At 47.1% G+C, this 15,486-nt stretch carries 14 protein-coding genes; 10 read left to right on the top strand and 4 right to left on the bottom strand.

Annotated features, from left to right (window positions below; genetic code table 11):
• Nucleotides 1-15 precede the first annotated feature (15 nt).
• Nucleotides 16-1,302: a glutamate-1-semialdehyde 2,1-aminomutase gene (gene hemL / locus JXQ28_13195; protein MBN2278690.1), complete on the bottom strand. Its 1,287-nt coding sequence runs from the start codon at nucleotides 1,300-1,302 to the stop codon at nucleotides 16-18.
• Nucleotides 1,303-1,472: 170 nt separating this feature from the next.
• Between hemL and JXQ28_13190 the strand changes: the two genes are divergently transcribed.
• The 3 genes from JXQ28_13190 to feoB are packed head-to-tail and all read left to right on the top strand — an operon-like array spanning nucleotide 1,473 to nucleotide 4,320.
• On the top strand, nucleotides 1,473-1,934 hold the full coding sequence (locus JXQ28_13190) for a metal-dependent transcriptional regulator (GenBank protein MBN2278689.1): 462 nt from the start codon (nucleotides 1,473-1,475) through the stop codon (nucleotides 1,932-1,934).
• A 1-nt stretch (nucleotide 1,935) separates the two neighbouring features.
• Nucleotides 1,936-2,163: a ferrous iron transport protein A gene (locus JXQ28_13185; GenBank protein MBN2278688.1), complete on the top strand. Its 228-nt coding sequence runs from the start codon at nucleotides 1,936-1,938 to the stop codon at nucleotides 2,161-2,163.
• Between the two features lie 6 nt (nucleotides 2,164-2,169).
• Nucleotides 2,170-4,320 carry a ferrous iron transport protein B gene (gene feoB / locus JXQ28_13180; protein MBN2278687.1) on the top strand — a complete coding sequence of 717 codons (2,151 nt, stop codon included), beginning with the start codon at nucleotides 2,170-2,172 and terminating at the stop codon, nucleotides 4,318-4,320.
• 64 nt (nucleotides 4,321-4,384) lie between these two features.
• Here the strand turns inward: feoB and JXQ28_13175 are convergent, their stop codons facing one another.
• From JXQ28_13175 to JXQ28_13165, 3 genes are all read right to left on the bottom strand, one after another.
• Nucleotides 4,385-6,007, bottom strand: coding sequence for a sigma-54-dependent Fis family transcriptional regulator (locus JXQ28_13175; GenBank protein ID MBN2278686.1), 1,623 nt, complete (start codon nucleotides 6,005-6,007; stop codon nucleotides 4,385-4,387).
• Between the two features lie 593 nt (nucleotides 6,008-6,600).
• On the bottom strand, nucleotides 6,601-6,909 hold the full coding sequence (locus JXQ28_13170) for an SRPBCC family protein (protein MBN2278685.1): 309 nt from the start codon (nucleotides 6,907-6,909) through the stop codon (nucleotides 6,601-6,603).
• A gap of 150 nt (nucleotides 6,910-7,059) precedes the next feature.
• Nucleotides 7,060-8,421 (bottom strand): deoxyribodipyrimidine photo-lyase, encoded by a 1,362-nt coding sequence (locus tag JXQ28_13165; GenBank protein ID MBN2278684.1) that lies wholly within the window; start codon nucleotides 8,419-8,421, stop codon nucleotides 7,060-7,062.
• Between the two features lie 183 nt (nucleotides 8,422-8,604).
• Here JXQ28_13165 and JXQ28_13160 point away from each other — a divergent pair, with 183 nt between their 5' ends.
• The 7 genes from JXQ28_13160 (at nucleotide 8,605) to JXQ28_13130 (ending at nucleotide 15,396) form a co-directional block, all read left to right on the top strand.
• Nucleotides 8,605-12,183 (top strand): hypothetical protein, encoded by a 3,579-nt coding sequence (locus tag JXQ28_13160; protein MBN2278683.1) that lies wholly within the window; start codon nucleotides 8,605-8,607, stop codon nucleotides 12,181-12,183.
• Between the two features lie 335 nt (nucleotides 12,184-12,518).
• Nucleotides 12,519-12,764 carry an AtpZ/AtpI family protein gene (locus tag JXQ28_13155; GenBank protein ID MBN2278682.1) on the top strand — a complete coding sequence of 82 codons (246 nt, stop codon included), beginning with the start codon at nucleotides 12,519-12,521 and terminating at the stop codon, nucleotides 12,762-12,764.
• Nucleotides 12,765-12,778: 14 nt separating this feature from the next.
• Entirely contained in the window at nucleotides 12,779-13,186 is a 408-nt protein-coding gene (locus JXQ28_13150; protein MBN2278681.1) for a hypothetical protein, read from the top strand.
• A complete protein-coding gene (gene atpB / locus JXQ28_13145) occupies nucleotides 13,179-14,009 on the top strand; it encodes a F0F1 ATP synthase subunit A (GenBank protein ID MBN2278680.1) in 831 nt (276 codons plus the stop codon). Before JXQ28_13150 ends, atpB begins: the two co-directional genes overlap by 8 nt.
• 58 nt (nucleotides 14,010-14,067) lie before the next feature.
• Nucleotides 14,068-14,301, top strand: a complete 234-nt coding sequence (gene atpE / locus JXQ28_13140; GenBank protein MBN2278679.1) for an ATP synthase F0 subunit C — start codon at nucleotides 14,068-14,070, stop codon at nucleotides 14,299-14,301.
• Nucleotides 14,302-14,360: 59 nt separating this feature from the next.
• Complete coding sequence (gene atpF, locus JXQ28_13135; GenBank protein ID MBN2278678.1) at nucleotides 14,361-14,843, top strand: F0F1 ATP synthase subunit B; 483 nt, start codon at nucleotides 14,361-14,363, stop codon at nucleotides 14,841-14,843.
• A 4-nt stretch (nucleotides 14,844-14,847) separates the two neighbouring features.
• A complete protein-coding gene (locus JXQ28_13130; protein MBN2278677.1) occupies nucleotides 14,848-15,396 on the top strand; it encodes a F0F1 ATP synthase subunit delta in 549 nt (182 codons plus the stop codon).
• Nucleotides 15,397-15,486 lie beyond the last annotated feature (90 nt).

The raw sequence follows: 15,486 nt of genomic DNA, 5'->3' as shown, positions 1-15,486 counted from the left end.
TATGCGGGCGGCCATCTACCGCCCGTTCTCTTTTATGATTCGGGCCAATTGACCCGCCGCCCAGTCGAGATCATCGGGCGTATGAGCCGTGCTGACAAACCCGACCTCGTAGGCCGACGGCGCCAGGTATATCCCGGCCTGAAGCGCCGCCTGGAACACCCGGGCGAATTTTTGGCTGTTTTCGGATTTGACCTGTTCGGCTTTTGTGGCTGTTTCGGCCTGCAGATTGATCCAGAAAATCGAGCCGATGGAGACGACATTGACCGGTTCGCTCTCCAGCCCGGAGCGGAGCTTGGCGACAAAGCGATCGCTGTTTTTCTCCAGCGTCTCCCAGCCGGAGTTGTCGCTTAAGTATTTCAGGGTGGCTATCCCGGCCGCCAGCGCCAGCGGATTACCCGACAATGTCCCGGCCTGGTAAACAGGACCATCGGGGGCCAGAAGATTCATAATTTCGGCCCGGCCGCCGAACGCCCCCACCGGCAATCCGCCGCCGACCACTTTGCCATAGGTGGCCAGATCCGGTTTTATTTTATAATATTCGGCCGCCCCGCCCGGCCCCACCCGAAATCCGGAGATGACCTCGTCGAATATCAAAAGCGCTCCGCTTTTCCGGGTAATGTCCCGCAGAAGCTCAAGAAATTCCCGCTTCTGTAATAGCAACCCGTTGTTGGCCGGAATCGGCTCGATTATCACCGCCGCGATATCCGGCCCATGCTTTTTGAACACCGTCCCGACCGCGTCGGGATCATTAAGCGGAATTACCAGGGTGTGTTTGGTGAAATCTTTTGGCACTCCCGCCGAAGCCGGAATTCCCAGAGTCACCACTCCCGACCCGGCCGAAGCCAGCAAATAATCGGAATGCCCGTGGTAACAGCCGGTGAATTTGATAACCTTATTCCTTTTGGTGAACGCCCTCGCCAATCGAATCGCCGACATCACCGCCTCGGTTCCCGAGGAGACAAATCGCATTAACTCCATATGCAGGCAAAGCGCCTTGATTCTTTTGGCCAGAAGGATTTCGTTTTGATGAGTCGTCCCAAAACTGGTCCCTTTGGCGGCCATTTCCGAAATTGCTTTTACGACTTCAGGGTGAGCATGACCAAGGATCAGCGGCCCCCATGAACAGCAGAAATCCAGATACCTGTTACCGTCAATATCAAAAATATAGGCACCGTCGCCCCGCTCAATATAAAGAGGCGTACCGCCAACAGCCTTGAAGGCCCTGACAGGAGAATTAACGCCGCCGCTAAGGCACTGCCGGGCTTCACCATATAGTTTTTTAGAAACTTCAAATGATTTCATCTTCAATCCTTTTTATAATAAACTGGTCCGCCAATTTGCAAAAGCCAATCTTATAAAATAACTGGCAAAAGCCTAATTTCCATCAATTTTGTAGAATTTTATACGTTTCCGATGCCGATATACGTTTTAACTGTTGACAAAGTTAGATAAGTCTAATATTATATAAGGCTATGAAATTAACATCAAAAGTCGAAGATTATCTGGAGACGATATATCGATTATCGATATCCGGTGACGAAGTCGGTATATCCGATGTGGCTCGGGAGCGGGGAGTGACTTTACCGACAGTGATTTCTGCTGTTAATAAACTCAAAGAAATGGGCCTGGTCAGCCAGCAGCATTACGGCAAAATTCATCTCGAAGCATCGGGGATTGATAAGGCGCGGGAAATATATGAAACTCATAAGGCATTGAAATCATTCCTAACCGAGGTTCTTCGACTGCCGGCCGATCATTCGGAACATGAAGCTTGTCGTATGGAACATGTTATGAGCGGGAAGACTATCAATCGGCTGGTCACTTTTATGGACATCATGCAAAACTGCCCGGCCAGAAACCAGAATGTACGGGACAATTGCCTTGATTTTACCGATGATAGTTCAGGTATGGATGTTATTCAGGATGGTAAATGATATGAGTCTAAATGAACTTAAACCGGGACAAATGGGACGCATCACCAGAGTGGCCGGAATCGGGCCGATACGTCGCCGATTGCTTGATTTGGGGATTCATCCCGGTGAGACAATTACAATGGTAAAATCAGCCCCTCTCCGGGATCCGCTTGAGGTCTCCCTGGGAAATGGTCATATAAGTATCTGTCGGAGTGAAGCGGCTCTCATTACGATAGAGGTGATATCATAAACGGTAGTGACAGATAAACGTCTCATTAAAATAGCCCTCGCCGGCAATCCCAATGCCGGCAAAACCTCCATTTTTAACGGCCTGACCGGAGCTAAACAAAAAGTCGCCAATTTTCCGGGTGTCACGGTCGAAAAACGTATCGGTTATCGGAAATACAAAAATTACGATATTATGTTTGTCGATCTGCCGGGAACCTACAGCCTGACGGCTTATTCGCTCGATGAAAAAGTGGCCAGGGATTTTATCCTCGATGAAAGTCCTGATTTAATCATTAATGTTATCGACAGCGGCAATCTGGAGAGGTCTTTGTACCTGACCATGCAACTGATTGAAATGGGTGTCGATGTCGTTCTTGATTTGAATATGTGGGATGAGGTACAGGAGTTGGGAATCGAGATCGATACGGAAAAACTTACGGTTCTCCTCGGGGCACCCGTGGTCAAGACAATCGGTAGCCGGGGGCAGGGAATCGAATCCCTTCTGGAGACCTCTATTGCACTGGTAGAACACAGTAAAAACGGACACCGCCATCCACCGGTATCGTATGGTTCCAAACTCGATGATGTTGTTCTTAATCTATCGTGCGAAATTCAGAGATGTCGTGGATGTGAATTCTGTCGCAACCCCCGCTGGCTGGCTATCAAGCTGTTGGAAGGTGATAAAATGTTTATCAAGCAATGCCTTCGGGGACCGATGGAATCAAGCCCTCTGGCGGCCAAACTGAATGAGTCGATAAACCACATTAAAACGACAACCCATGAAGATCCCGAAATCATCATTACCGAGGGACGTTACGGCTATGTTGCCGGGATTATCCGCGAGGTAATGAAAAAACCTCTCCGGGATAGCGACCGGATGCGATTTTCGCAGTATATTGACAATACTATTACACACAGGATTCTGGGTTATCCGATTTTCCTGATAATAATGTGGCTGATTTTTCTGGCCACTTTTAGGCTGGGTCAGTATCCAATGGAATGGATCGATTCTGGGGTGACCGCCCTTCAAAGCGGCGTCGGGACAATTCTCCCGGCCGGTATGATTACCGATTTGTTGGTCGATGGAATTATCGGCGGGGTCGGCTCGGTAATAGTGTTTCTGCCCAATATAGTCATTCTCTTCCTCGGGATATCGATCCTCGAGGATTCAGGATACATGGCCCGGGCGGCTTTCCTTATGGATCGCCTGATGCATATTCTGGGTTTGCACGGAAAATCGTTTATTCCTATGTTGATGGGTTTCGGATGCAGTGTTCCGGCCATAATGGCTACCCGGACGCTGGAATCCGAGAAGGATCGGGTATTAACCACCCTCCTGATTCCATACATGTCCTGTAGCGCCAAACTCCCGGTTTATGTTCTGTTTGCAGCCGCCTTTTTTGGAGCCGCCGCCGGCAACGCTATCCTTTCGATTTACATAATTGGTATTGTCTTATCTGTTGTGGCGGCCAGGGTACTCCGCGGGACCCTGCTTCGGGGTGAAAGCCTCCCGTTTGTCATGGAATTACCACCCTACCGCTGGCCAACCTGGAAATCGGTGGCCATACACATGTGGGAGCGGAGCAAAATATATCTGCGTAAAATGGGTGGAGTCATTCTTATCGCCTCTATAATTCTGTGGGCGCTGGGATATTTCCCCCGTCGCAAGGAATATTCGCAGGACTATGAGACTCAAATTATTCAACTGCAACAGGCCGAATTACCCGGAGCGGGGGAGGAAATTTCGCGGCTTCAGAATTTAAAAGCCGTAGAAGAATTGAAATACACTCTGATTGGCCGCCTGGGATATGCTGTCGGGCCGGTGGTTGCGCCGCTTGGATTCAATTGGCAGATGGGAGTATCGCTCCTGACGGGATTTGTTGCCAAAGAAGTGGTGGTTTCTTCAATGGGAGTTCTGTATCAACTGGGAGTTGATCAGGAAGCGGACTCGGAATCTCTGATTGATCGTCTCCGGCATCCCGAAAGCGGCATTTCCAAACTGGCCGCTTTTGCCTTTATGGTTTTTGTTCTTCTTTATACGCCCTGTATCGTTTCCATCGCCGTGGTTAGGCGGGAGATCGGTGTCAGATGGATGTGGTTTACCATCGGCTTCCAGTTGGCGGTGGCCTACATCTGCGCCTTTATTGTCTACCAGGGTGGCAAATTACTCGGCCTTTAGGATTATTTTTTCCTATACTATCTCGGTCGAGACAATCTGATTCGTTCGAGGCTATCAAAATAATCTAAGAATCCATAGTTTTCAGCTTTCGCCATAGGGTCGAAGGACTGATTCCCAGGATTTTGGCTGCCCGGGTTCGGTTATCATGACAGAGTTTCATAACTGCATTTATGTGTTTTTGTTCCGTCTCTACCAGAGTCATAGATAATGGATCGACTGCTCTGGTACCGTTTCCGGCAATTTTCAGTATTTCCGGAGGAAGATTCTCCGGCCGGATGATTCCATCGTGGCTTAAAACGGCGGCTCTTTCGATGGCGTTTTCCAGTTCCCGAATATTGCCCGGCCATTGGTATGCCTGCAAATAATCAACACAGGTGGAATCCAATTTTAACTGCGGTATTTTAAGTTTTTGAGCAAGTCGGTCAACAAGATAGCGAGCCGTGGGTAAAATATCCTCGGTCCTTTCCCGTAAGGGAGGGACATTAATTTCAATAACTCTAAGCCGATAGAGAAGATCATCGCGAAAACGACCTTCATTAACAGCCCGGTTTAAATCGCGGTTAGTTGCGGCGATAATACGTACATCAATTTTCAGTGGTTCCGTATCGCCTACCCGCGTGATTTCCTTTTCCTGCAAAACCCTGAGTATTTTAAGCTGGATATTGGCCGAGATATCGCCGATTTCATCCAGGAAAACGGTGCCCTTATGAGCCTGTTGCAGTAAACCGATTCTATCCCGCGTAGCCCCGGTAAAAGATCCGGCCCGATGGCCAAAAAGTTCACTTTCAAGGAGGGTTTCCGGAAGGGCCCCGCAATTAACCACCACAAAGGGATGCCGGGAACGCTGAGAATGGCGGTGGACATAGCGCGCCAGGACCTCTTTACCGACTCCGGTTTCTCCGGTAATTAAGATTGAGGAATCGAATTGAGCCACCCTGGCCGCCAGTTGCATGATATGCTTGAAAATCTGGCTGCGGACTTCAGCAAAAAAAGGATCGGATGTCCAGCGTAGTAAACCTATCTCGCGTCTTTGCCTTTCCAGTTCACGCGTTTGCAGCTGTAACTGCCTGGTCAATTGTGCTACATTTCCCTGAATATCTTCGGCTTCGAAATAGGCCAGATGATTTTTTATTTTGTCGCCCCAGGCCTGTCGATCCTGACCGATAAACAGGCAGGCCTTATCGCCATTGGCGGCACACTGTTTCTCAATGAAATAAATATTCCGGTTCATACAGAATGAGGCAAAACCGCTCATATATCCGATTAGGTTCCAGCATGATGGATGCCTGGCCTTGCCGATACTGGTGAGATGTTCTTCGGCCTCGCAAGAATTCTCCACCATGGTTTCCATATAAAACTTTTCCGTGGATTCATCAACTTCGAGAACCCTGACAATGACTTTCCCGACCCCGGAAAGCATATGCAGCCATGGCCCCGCCTGGAGCCAATCCATGACATTATCCCAGTTAAAAATTCTTTTCATGGCGGCCGCATCGGCCTGACCCCAGAAATATCCGAAACGGGTCAGCAGTCGCCGGGTTTGTTCCGGACCAATCATATCATAGAGATCTTTACGAAACTGGGCAAAGGCATTGGTCGAATGCAGAACCAGCCTGCGGCCATGCATATGCAGGCAACCGTCAGACATATTCAGAAGTTCATTAAAGTCTATATAATCAGCTTTCAATCGGCAACTCCTTCATAATGAAATATCGCTATTTCATTTTAAAATATTATTTATTAATGTCAATATGTTGATTGATATTAATCTGTTGAAAATTAGCGGTTTACGCAATTTTCAATTTTGGCACGTAAGTTGCCATTAATTCATTTCGAAGATTAAATTGCTGATTATACAGGAGTTTCTTATGTAAAAATGGTTTCTTGGGCCTGAATATTGGATGGCTGAGAAACAAAAACGCTTATTACAAGGCCCCGCATGGTTTCCTTGCTTTGTGCCGGTATTCCGATCCACGCCATATATATAAGAACCGGTATTAGATTGCCATGCTGGCGCGGGTGTTTAACAGGCCCGCCCACGGATTTCTTCCAGTCTGTGAGCATCCGCGCCGCCTTAATCTGCGCTCCTTAATGCAATTAAAAACAGGGCAGGGTGCCCACGTCCCCGCCCTGATTTTTTTTATCCGTTATATCAGAAGGAATCTGAATCGCTTATATTATTGAATATTCTTTATCCGGAAATCGCCCTTTGATCACCTGGAATTGCCATTCGATAGAAAATTCATTAACTATCAGGACATAAATCAATCCGGGTTGAACTCAACTGAATTTTCGCTTAAGTTTCCTCATACGATAATCAAATACTTCATTCAATCTTTTTTTAATGTACAGGACATGCATTATTGAATCCAAAGGACTATTTATAATGGCATAACGGACTTCATCGATAACCAACGTTCCTCCCGGTTTTTCAATAAACATGTGAGTATGGTGCCAGGATTTGTACGGTCCCTTAAGTTGTTCATCGACGAATTTATAAGGAGGTTCATAGTGCGATATTATCGATTTCCAGTGCCATTTGAAGCCCATTACGCGGATATTATAGTCGATCACGGTGCCTTCTTTCATAATTATGGGAGTGGGTGTGAGAATGCGAAAACCAAGAGATGGTGGCGTTAGACAAGCCAGATTTTCGGGCTTTGCAAAAAAAGCAAATACTTCTGATAGCGGCTTCTTTATTAATTGCTCCCTTCTGAGCGAATATATTTTCATCCTTGATTATCCCGCCTGCTTTTTTAACACCAAATCGATATATTTCTCTATATGGAATTTCCTTTTACATCCGGCAAAACTCATAAACCTGATTTTCCCGAATATTTCGCGTTCCAGCCAGGGTCGGTCGTGGACACCGCCGATTGACCAGGCAATCCCGGCATAACCATTCGGATCTCGTCCATCCAGCTCATACCTGTCATTAAGATAAATGGCCGTTTCCAGTGCCCGTTCGGGAGACGGACTCCATTCCAATATCTTCTTGGCCCAATACATCCGCATATATCCATGCATCTTGCCCGTTTTCACCATTTCCATCTGTGCTGTATTCCAGAGTCGGTCATGAGTTTCGGCCTGCTCCAGTTGTTCAAGCGAATAAATAAACTCTCGTGGATCGGATCGGTGTTGATCGAGTGATTTTCGGGCCCATTCCGGGAAACCATCAAAGGCATCATATTTGCAATTATAAAAACAGAAATTATCCGACAGCTCCCGGCGGACAATCAACTCCTCCAGAAAAGACTCCTTCACCCCGGTAATGCCATTGGCCTTTTGAACTTCGATGGCTACTCGCTGGGCGCTTATATTTCCGAAATGGAGATAAGGAGAAAGACCGGATTGAAAATCTTTATCCGGATTATTTCTGCGGTTGGCATAATTCGACAATTTAGTCCTGATAAAACCGCTTAGAATTTTCATGGCCGCCTTTTGACCCGGCTGAATGTCGGGCACTGGTTTTACCGATTTGTCGATTTTCAGCCTTTTATGTAGACCCGTCCAGTTTATATGAGGGATATCACCGACCCATTGATATTTGTGTTTTTTTATTGAGGGAAACTCAGTCAGAAATTCATCCAGAATACGGTTTATTTTGGGGCGGATCGTACGGGCCGCAAATTCCTGTTTTTTAGATACATAACGGCAGGGTACAATATTATGACTATCCACTTCATAAAAGGGAATCTTAATTATCTTCGCAATTTTCTCCTGCCAGGTAAGATTGATTTTGAGAGGGGAAAAATCCGTAATTAACACCCCTGTCCGGGTGGCTCTGAGGAATTTCGGAATGGTATCCTCCGGTTGGCCGGTCAGGAGAAAGAAAGGAATATTTAATTTTTCCAAGCCTGACTGCACTTCCCAAAGCCCCTTAAGCATGAAATTATACTGCCTCAAGGTCGCCCCGAGATATTCTGGAACCAGATTGAAAATTACGGCGACGGCCCGGCCGGAATGATCGGCCAGTTCCATGGCGTAGTGAAGGGACCAGTTGTCATTGACTCTCTGATCGCGACTCATCCAGTACACTATCGGACCGATTTCGATCCGAACATCATTAATTTTAAATATTCTTCTTTTATCAATCGGCATAATTAATAAAATATGACGTTTGGGGTCTTTTTAATAATCCATAACCGAGATATCAAGAAAATGTTAAAACTTATTTATGATACTATTGTAATTTTAAAATGTGTAAATCAATTGTAAAATCGATACCTGTGTGCTATCTTGAATGGCAAAAACTATGTTCGATAACAGGAAAGGAATCTAATTATGGCGCGTATTTTGCGGATTTGGGGATTTATTTCAATAGTAATCTTGATCTGTCTTTCGCCGATCCTTGCCGGCCAATATTTCGAGAATTTACAGCCCGATCAGGTTATTCATGGATTCAAAACCGCCAATGTTTATGACAATGCCAAGGGTAAGGCTTTCGGAGCCAGGTTCATTTCAGAGCGTTACGGCTATGTTATTGATCTGTTGCAGATTCAATCGGTTCCGCAGGCTTTCTATTGGGTAAAAACCCCGATATATTCCAGCAAGGGTGAACCTCACGCCTGCGAGCATCTGCTTCTGGGTAAAGGCAACCGGGGTCGTTATGTGGCGGCCCTTGAAGATATGGCCCTGGCCAGCAGCAGTGCTTTCACCGGTCAATACTATACTTGTTATCATTTTAACACCATTGCGGGAGAGGATACCTTCTATAAAATTTTCGAGGCCAAACTCCAAGCTCTGTTGCATCCGGATTTCACGGATGAGGAAATTCGGCGCGAGGTTTGTCATATCGGCATCAATATCGATCCCGAAGACAGCTCCCTAAGTCTCGATGAAAAAGGTACGGTATACACCGAAATGGTGAGCGCCTTTGAAAAACCGTGGTACCATACCTGGCGTGAATTGGGTACCATGGTATATGGTGACGATCACTCTCTCACCTATGTTTCCGGAGGCGATCCTGATGTTATGCGGGGCATGATCCCGAAGGATTTGTGGGACTTCCATCGGCGGACTTATCACCTGGCTAATATGGGTGTCATTGTTTCCATTCCGGAAGAGATTTCGGTGGATTCTTTTCTGGGCCGGATGGATGAAATTCTGAATCGGTGTCAGGATTACCCGGATTCCAGCACTCACCAGGGTATTGGCGGTATTGATTTTCCGGCAAAGAAACCTGCCCCGATCGGGACTCTCAAAATTGTCAATTATCCCAGCGGAAATCCGGAGGATCCCGGTTTTATGCAATATGAGTGGCCCGCCGATCTGGAACTCGATTTCCGGGAACGGGCCGCCCTGGAATTATTTGTAACCACTTTCGCAAACAGCCAGACTTCGAATCTTTATGATCTGTTCATCAATTCCGAAACCCGTAAAATTGATATTGGCGCTACCAGCCTCTATGCCGGTCTTGATTCCGATCAGGGTATTTCGGTGTATCTTGGTATGAACGGTATTACCAACCGCATGATTAATCAACCGATGATTGACAGTGTCCGGAATATGGTTGTTGCGGCGATCAGGGAAATTGCCGAATATCCCGCCGGTTCAGCGGAATTAAACAAATTTAACGATCGTGCCAGGAGTCATCTATTGCAGGCTCGCAAGCAGATTGAGAATGCTCTTAATTCACCACCCATGTTTGGATATCGAGGTATATCGGGCCAATGGCTGGATATGCTGAAAAATCTTGAGGATGAAAGCGGTTTTCACAAATCGCTTATGCTGAGTGAGCGGTTTGATTACATCGACAGCCTGCTTAATCTTGATGGCAATATCTGGAACGAGAAGATTAAGGATTGGCACCTGATTGAGACCAAACCGTACGCCCTCGGGGCAATCCCAAATCCCGGTATGCTGAAAGAAAAAAATGAAGCAAAACAACATCGGCTGGCCGGATATGTCGAGGATTTTAAAAAGAAATACGGGGTGGATGACACCCAACTGGCCATCCGTGAATATAAGAAGGAATTTGATGCCAAAACCACGGAACTTGAGGCTTTGGCGGCCAGCGACGAATTGCCCGGATTCATCGACAATCCGCCCTTGACTCTTGACGATCAATTAATTTATGAAACCATGATACTGTCCGGCGGGGTGCCACTGGTGGCTTCCACTTTTGAGAATATGACCTCTTCTGAAGTCAACCTGGCCATGAGGCTCGATGTTATTCCCGAATCGAAAATGGTCTATGTGCCGTTACTGCCGGATCTACTTACCGAGATTGGCGTTTATGAAAATGGCCGGAAGGTGACTTATGATGAAATGCAAGAGCGATTACGCCGGGAAGTATTGAATCTTTCGGCCGGATTCGAGCGCAACAATCAAACCGGTCGCGTGGAACTACTTTTGACCGGGGCGGGAAGCAACCCGGCGGAATTAGATAACGCTTTGGACTGGATGCGATTTTCGCTCTATTCCCCTTATCTGGCTGTCGAGAATATCCCAAGAATCATTGATCTCATCGATCAGTCAATTCAATCGTCCCGTAACCGTACCAAGGGTTCTGAGGAGTACTGGCTTTCTATTCCGGCCGCGGGCTATAAATACCAGGAAAATCCTCTTATTATGACGACCGCCTGTTTTTTGACTCAGACTCATCATTTCCAGCGTCTGAAATGGATGTTTACTGATCCGGGGGCGGAAAAAGAGCGGGCCGGTTTATCGGAAATTCTCGAAATTCTGGCCGCCTCCGGGATTGGTCGGAACCGCGATCAACTGCAGTCTTTGCTTTCGGTCCTTGATGCCGATCAGGGCCCGGCAGATGATGAACCGGCTTCCAGAATTATGGAGATAGTCAGACAATTAGCCGAGCCGTCCAATAAAATCGCCCGGGAAATTTATATCTCGCTCAAGGCAACCCTGTCCGATATTCCCGATGCCGATCTTGAAAGAGACTGGGCTTACCTGTGCCGGGAAACCAAAGATGACCTGATGGTCGAACCGGAAACGGCGATTGCCGAAATTAACCAGATCTTAAATTTAATCCGTCGAGTCGACAATGCCCGTATGTATATGGTATCTAATTCCTCCGACCGGAAGGCGGTCATGGGAAAAATTAATACCTTGGTAGCCGATCTGGATGGTACAGCCAGGTCGATTTATCAAAATTATGAACCCACCAAGCGAGTTGCCGAACGGCTCAAAAGCCGTCATCCCGAGGCTGATAATCCGAAATTTGTAGGATTGGTACATACCGGTACCAATAACGGCGCTCTTATCTTTTCGGCCAGGATTGCCGAACCGTTTTACGATACTTCGACCACCGCCGTCCTCGATTGTCTCTCCGGTAAATTGATGGGCGGAGGCGGACCGCACGGGTTGTTTATGAAAACCTGGGCGGCCGGGCTGGCCTACAGCAACGGATATACTTATGACCAGGGTAATGGTCGAGTATCGTACTATGCCGAACGCTGTCCCGATGTTGCCGAGACCATGCGATTTGTGGCCGGAGAATTGAAAAACGCCCAATATGATTCCACCCTGACCGATTACGCCATTGCCCAGGTCTTCGGATTTTCGCGCGCACCATCGCGTTATGAAAGCCGCGGACGGGATATGGCCGCTGACCTGACTGATGGATACACCCCCGAGCGGATCAGCAATTTCCGACAGAAAGTCCTTGATATCAGGAAGCAGGCCGAGCTGTATGATATTATTGAGAAGCGTATGGAAGCGGTATATGGTCCGGTTATTATCGGTTATGGCACGCCGGTGTCACAAAGTCGCGATGGACTTTTCTTTGTGGTCGGTCCGGAATCCCAGTTTGAATCGCTGGAGAGATATATTGCCGAAACCGAATCGCCACAGACAGTCTATCGACTGTATCCGAGGGATTACTGGTTGACGGCGGAATAAAATCAAGTTTGGGATTTGGATAAATATCATGGGCGATCCTGTGATTACCCGTTTTACTTATGGGAGAATATCCGTGAAAACCAGGCGATTATTTCGAAATATTGGTTTTGATCGATTTGCATCTTATACGTATATCAACTAATTTTAGTCCAATGTCGATAATTGCTGTTATCTCTATGGCCCTGATTTTATTATAAGTTTTATAAGGGCGGCAAATTGCTGTCAAAATTCAGTCTAAACGTGAAATTTTTCACTTTTCCTCGACATTTTCTATTGACTTTTATGGCCGAGGGACTATATTTCAAATCTTTAATTGTGTGACTTATGGGTGTTTTATGCCCGGGTCGAAGGAGCCCAAGAAGGCTAAGGGAAGGAATCAAATTCGGCAGCTGGGCCTGCTGGGGACTATACCCATCCTGCTGGTTGTGGGACCAGTGGTGGGGTTTCTTATCGGTCGCTGGCTCGATAGCAAGCTTGGCACTGAACCATACCTGTTGATCCTGTTTTTGATTTTCGGATTTATCGCCTCCGGGCGCGAAATTTACGGGATCATTAAAAAAGCCGAACAGGATTCGAATTGATGAGCTAGTTGGCAATGGATACAGGATTCATCACCAGAACATTGAAAACATCGGGCTTATTGGCATTGTTGATTCTCATTTTTGGATCCTTCTATTACGGTTTCGTATCCGCCCTTTCAGTTTTCACCGGTATAATCTGGGGTATGATTAACCTGCATTTTCTGGAACGGTTGGTGCGCAGTTCACTAAGGCCCGATGGAGTGGATAAAACAACCGCCCTGGTGATGCTTCTGGTAAAATTCCCGCTTCTTTACGCCGCCGGATATTTTCTGGTAACTTCCGATTATTTCAACCCCGTGCTATTGCTGATCGGATTCACCGTGGTGCTTCTGGTGATTGTACTCAAGGCAGTCGGCCGAACCATTTTAAAAATGGATAACACTGATATAAAAAATAGACAGGAAAGTTTGAAGAGTGTATAACAAGCTTCTATTTTATATTCTTACGGCCGTCCAAGAAACGGCCGAACACGGGGCGGAACATGCCGCCGGTGGTCACGGCGAGGGAGGCGGCGGGGTTCCTGAACTCCCCAATCTGATCACTTTTATCAATAAAACTTTTGCTCATCATTATGATACCCTGATTTTCGCCGGGGTGATCTCTCTGTTCATGATAACCATGGCGGTTATCACCTATCGCCGCCGGCAGTTAATTCCGGATCGGTTGCAGAATCTTGTCGAAATGATTCTGGAAGGATTGTTTAACCTGTTCGAATCGGTCATGGGCAAGGAAGCCAGGCAGTTCACGCCGTTTTTGGGAACCCTGTTTATATATATCTGGTTTATGAACCTGGCCGGTTTGATTCCCTTTTTCAAATCATCCACATCATCAATCAACACTACCGCCGGTCTGGCTATTACGGTGTTTCTATATGTTCAATACACCGGTATAAAACGACTGGGGCTGTGGAAATATTTCCATCACCTGCTCGGTTCACCCAATGATGCCGTGACCTGGGCCCTAGCTCCCATAAATCTGCCGATTCATATTGTCGGCGAGCTGGCCAAACCGTTCTCACTGGCGCTTCGTCTTTTCGGTAATGTCACCGGCGAGGATATTCTTATTGGTGCTTTTGTGATGCTGGGAATTATGTTTATGAATATCTTTGGATCCCCGGTGGGATTCCCGTTCCAGATACCTTTTATTTTACTGGCCCTGTTGACCTCGACCATTCAGGCGCTGGTGTTCACGATGTTGTCGACCATTTATTTTTATATGATGTTGCCCCACGAGGAGCATCATTGATTGGAAAGAAATTAAAATAATAATATAGTATTTAAGTAACGTCAATTTGGAGGAAAAAATGGATTACCAAACTGCATTGTCATTTGCGTTGCCGATTGCGGTTTCTGTCGCGGCTATTGGTTCGGGTCTGGGACTCGGTAAGGCTGTCGGTTCGGCGATGGAAGCCATGGGTCGTCAGCCGGAAGCGGCCGGCAAGATTCAGACGGGTATGATTATCGGTGCCGCATTTATCGAAGCGTTGACCATTTATGCTCTAGTCGGTCTCCTGCTTCTCATGGGCAAAATCGGCTAAGATTGTATTGAGTTTGAGGAGATAACGGCAATTCACCAACTGTGAGTTGGAGATTATAAATGAATCTTGAAATATATCAAGTAATAACCCACATAATCGGGTTTTTGATCACGGTTTGGCTTCTGAAGAAATTCGCCTGGAAGCCGCTTCTGGGGATGATGGATGAGCGGCGCCAGAAAATAATCGATGAGTTCAAGAAGATCGAGAAAGAGAAAGCCGCGGCCGAAGTACTCAAAGCCGATTATGAAGGGAAATTGAAGAATATCGAGGCGGAACGGCGCCAGAAGATCGCCGAGGCGGTTAACGAGGCCAATAAGCTGGCTTCGGATATCAAGATGAGTGCTCAGGATGACGCCCGCGGGATTATCTCGCGCACCAACGAGCAGCTCGACCGCGATGTCGCTAAAGCCAAGGTGCATCTCAAGGAAGATATGGTCCGAATCACCCTTACGGCCGCCGAGAAGATTCTTCACGAGAAGCTCGATGAGAAGAAAGAACGGGAGTTGATCGGCAAATTTATCGACAACGTGGAGAAAGCGTAATAATATGCTGGCTCAACAGGTTGCCAAAAAATATGCCACGGCTCTTTTTGAGATTGCCGCGGAACGGAAACTGATTGATCAGGCCTGGGAGCAGTTCAGTGCTCTGGCCCAATATCTGAAAAAGGATGAAACCCTGATCAATTTCATGACCGCCCCGCAGATCAGTGACCGGAAGAAAAAAGCGCTGGTCGAAACGGCTTTCAAAGGCCGTCTTGAGGTTCCTTTCTTTGACTTTCTCCAGGTTTTGATGGAGAAACGGAGGTTTCAATACCTTCCGGATATTGTCGATTACCTGGACGAATTGATTCGGGAACACAAAGGGCTGGCCAGGGCCATCTGCCTGACGGCCCACCCGATTACCGATCAGGAGCGGAATGCTTTAATCGCGAAACTGCAAAAGAAAACCTCGATGAAAATCGAGCTGGATGAAAAAATAGACAAATCGTTGATTGGCGGTATGGTGGTCATGCTACACAATCAGATTATAGACGGGTCCATTCGGTACGGACTGAGTCAGTTGAAAAATCGACTGATGAAAGTGAAGGTGCATTAGGAAATCATCCTGGCTGTTACTGGACCGATCGTGAGGAATGAGATAATTTTTACAGCCGCCGGTTATTTGTACCGGGGCGGCGATGATGAA

It is taken from the genome of Candidatus Zixiibacteriota bacterium (genome assembly GCA_016933955.1).
GTDB lineage: Bacteria > Zixibacteria > MSB-5A5 > GN15 > PGXB01 > JAFGTT01.
Note: the sequence above shows the minus strand (reverse complement) of the source record. Positions and strands in the feature narration are given on the sequence as shown.

Coding starts and splice junctions, on each gene's coding strand:
- JXQ28_13190 (MBN2278689.1), top strand. CDS start 1,473: ATGAAATTAACATCAAAAGTCGAAGATTATCTGGAGACGATATATCGA.
- atpF (MBN2278678.1), top strand. CDS start 14,361: ATGAATCTTGAAATATATCAAGTAATAACCCACATAATCGGGTTTTTG.
- atpE (MBN2278679.1), top strand. CDS start 14,068: ATGGATTACCAAACTGCATTGTCATTTGCGTTGCCGATTGCGGTTTCT.
- JXQ28_13130 (MBN2278677.1), top strand. CDS start 14,848: ATGCTGGCTCAACAGGTTGCCAAAAAATATGCCACGGCTCTTTTTGAG.
- JXQ28_13160 (MBN2278683.1), top strand. CDS start 8,605: ATGGCGCGTATTTTGCGGATTTGGGGATTTATTTCAATAGTAATCTTG.
- hemL (MBN2278690.1), bottom strand. CDS start 1,302: ATGAAATCATTTGAAGTTTCTAAAAAACTATATGGTGAAGCCCGGCAG.
- JXQ28_13170 (MBN2278685.1), bottom strand. CDS start 6,909: ATGAAAGAAGGCACCGTGATCGACTATAATATCCGCGTAATGGGCTTC.
- JXQ28_13155 (MBN2278682.1), top strand. CDS start 12,519: ATGCCCGGGTCGAAGGAGCCCAAGAAGGCTAAGGGAAGGAATCAAATT.
- JXQ28_13185 (MBN2278688.1), top strand. CDS start 1,936: ATGAGTCTAAATGAACTTAAACCGGGACAAATGGGACGCATCACCAGA.
- JXQ28_13150 (MBN2278681.1), top strand. CDS start 12,779: ATGGATACAGGATTCATCACCAGAACATTGAAAACATCGGGCTTATTG.
- JXQ28_13165 (MBN2278684.1), bottom strand. CDS start 8,421: ATGCCGATTGATAAAAGAAGAATATTTAAAATTAATGATGTTCGGATC.